The 2,932-nt window shown below is 37.4% G+C and carries 1 protein-coding gene; it reads right to left on the bottom strand.

Annotation, left to right across the window (positions count from 1 at the left end):
- The coding region (locus LQV35_RS09055) for an Ig-like domain-containing protein (RefSeq protein ID WP_230057551.1) at positions 1–2,932 on the bottom strand (2,932 nt) is incomplete at both ends.

Below are 2,932 nucleotides of genomic sequence, written 5' to 3'. Positions count from 1 at the left end.
AGCTATTACAGTTGCGCTATCTATGTTTGTTCCAACAGATAGTTTATTGTTGCCATTTCCAAGGTCTATTTTAGCGCCAGAATTTATCCAGTTATCAACGACAACTATATCGTTACCATCACCAGCTATTACAGTTGCGCTATCTATGTTTGTTCCAACAGATAGTTTATTGTTGCCATTTCCAAGGTCTATTTTAGCGCCAGAATTTATCCAGTTATCAACGACAACTATATCATTACCATCTTGAGTGGTTATATCAGCACCTTGTCTAATTCTATCTGTAACTTTTATAAAGTTATCACCATCGCTCATTTTTTCATTAAATGTAGTAGAACTTGTATCTCCACCAAAAACACCTTTTGCCGCACTCACATCTACAAACTGATTATAGTCTATTGAGGTATTAGAGGTATTGTAGTGAATATCAGTAGCTTTAATGTTGATATTACCACCATCTTGCATAGTTGTTGGTATGGTTATACTAAACTTGCCATTTGCGTCTTGAGATATTGTTGAATTAGACACTACGTTTCCACCAACTGATATAGCAAAAGTAGAGTTTGGTTCTGCAAATCCTATAATAGTAGTTGATCCTGAAGTCACCTGTATGTCATCTATAGCTATCTCAGTCCCTCTATCAACTAAAATTTTACTGCTAACTTTCTCGCCACTTTCATCATTTCTATTTATCAAATGAGCATCTAATATGCTTAGGTAATTACCCTCTTTAACAGATCCTAAGCCAACATTTAAGCTAACAAATCTTGCACTGACTTCAGCTTCAGTGATAGTGTGAGTTACTGATGTTTCTGTGCCATCTGTATCTACAGCAGTAAACACAAGCTTATAACCAGCTTTTACATCGTTTCTTGGAAGGTGGAATTTTACCATAGTATCGGTATCGCTACCTGTTCTTATGCTTTCAGACTGATTTATAGCATTCTCAGCTCTTGTATAATCTTTAAAGAACCCTTCCGCTATAACATCATCAGCAAAATCGACCACCACTCTACCTGGTATAGGATCAGCCGCCTCAACATCAATCTCTGCACTTGCTGTCATATTAGCAAAAGTAGCTTTGGCTGCTGCTGTTTTACCACCCTCTACTGGTGCTTCTAGGACTATTTGATCAGCTTGTTTCATATCTGCGTCTATGGTAAGCGTCTGTGTTTCAACAACATTGCCATCTATTGAAAACTCAACAGTAACCGTATTGCCAACTTTTGCCGCATAAGGAAGGTTAATAGTGACATTGCTTTTTGTTAGATCACCATCAGCTTGATTTTCAGATATAGATAAAACATTATCACTTCCAGCTTCATCATAACTGATAGTCATCTCATTCATCTCTTTCATTATCTGATGTTCAACTTTTGTAGTTCTTACTTCCCCGCCCTGACCAGCTAACTCAACCGTAACCTGTGTAGCATATCCTCCTTTAACAACAGGCGCTGCTTCATCGCGAGAATGAGTAGGAATTTCTTTGACATCTATTGACACGACGCCATTTTCTACAGCTACATTCTCTACATTGCCAACCTTGCCTGTGTTAGTTGTTTCTGTAAAGCTAAATGTATTATCACTATTTTTTGTGACCTCTACTTCTATTTCAACTTTTTCTTTTTTGAAATTATCATCTACTATGATTTTGATAACATCACCAGTTACCATATTTTCTGGTAGTCTTATTCTGGCTGTTGCATTATTTATATCGCCATCGCTTTCAGCCTGCTCTTTTGTAGCGCCACCATTTTGCCAGTCAAGCTCAGTTATCTCATAATCTCCTTCAAAAATAGAGATAGACATATCACCAAGTTTTTCTAGTGATATATTTTTCTTATCACTTCTTCTTTGAGAGCCATCAGAAATTTCAGCTGTTATATTAAGGGTATTGTTTCTCGCATTTACATCAAATGTTAATGGAATTTCAACTGTAGAGCCATTTACAGTATTTGCATCATTGGCTGCCGTATTAGCATCTGGGATCAAAGTAAGCTCACTAGTATTAGCATCAACACCTACTGTATATTTACCAACTACTTCACCCCTATTATTAGTAATAGTTAAAATATCGCCCTCTATTGCACCAGATGGGATAGCAACTGTTGCTGCAGTTTTATTTACACTACCATCAGCTATAGATTCTTGTCTTGTTACTATATTGTTTTTATCTTGATCCTCTTCATAAGTGATAGTTGGAGCTGTCAATGGTGTAAGAGCTGTATCTTTATCAGAACCAACATTTCCAGCCACATCAGCAATAGTAGCACTAACTTCTGTGCCGTCTTTAACGTCATCGGCTTTTAATGTAATAGAACCTGTTGTTCTTCTAGGGAAAGTTGTATCTCCAGAAATTCTTGTCCAAGTGCCATTATTGTTTGTGTATGTAGCAGTATGGGTAACATCGTCATTATCAATATACGAAACCGTCATTGTCTTACCATCATTAGCAGGAGTTATGCTTACGCTACCATCACGATTTGCTACCACATCAACCGTTGGAGCTTCATTATCAGCAAATGTAGTTGCAGGAACTATATCACTATCTCTACCCTCATTACCAGCCTCATCTGTTGCAGTTACTGTTACTTCACTATCCTTAGGTAGTGGAGTATTAAATGTAGCTGTTTTACTACCATCTGGATTTTCAACGATACTATCTGGTGTCTCTCCATTTGGTCCTGTTACTTCTATTGTAGCTGTTGGATCATCTACTGTAAATGTAACCTTAGTTGAGTTAGGTGTCCCATCTGCAGGCATATCTGTATCTTCATTTATAACAGATGTTATGCTAACTACTGGCGGTGTTGTGTCTGGAGCTTCACCAGCTGTAGCTGTACCAACAGGTGATTTATTACCAGCATCATCAGTTGTTGTTGTTGTTACTGGTGTATTATCTTTTACCTTATCTTCTGGAATAGTTACTACGCCT

Source organism: Campylobacter suis (genome assembly GCF_905120475.1).
In the GTDB taxonomy this organism is placed as follows: domain Bacteria; phylum Campylobacterota; class Campylobacteria; order Campylobacterales; family Campylobacteraceae; genus Campylobacter_A; species Campylobacter_A suis.
The sequence above is the reverse complement of the archived record's forward strand: the minus strand, read 5'-3'. Positions and strand labels throughout refer to the sequence as shown.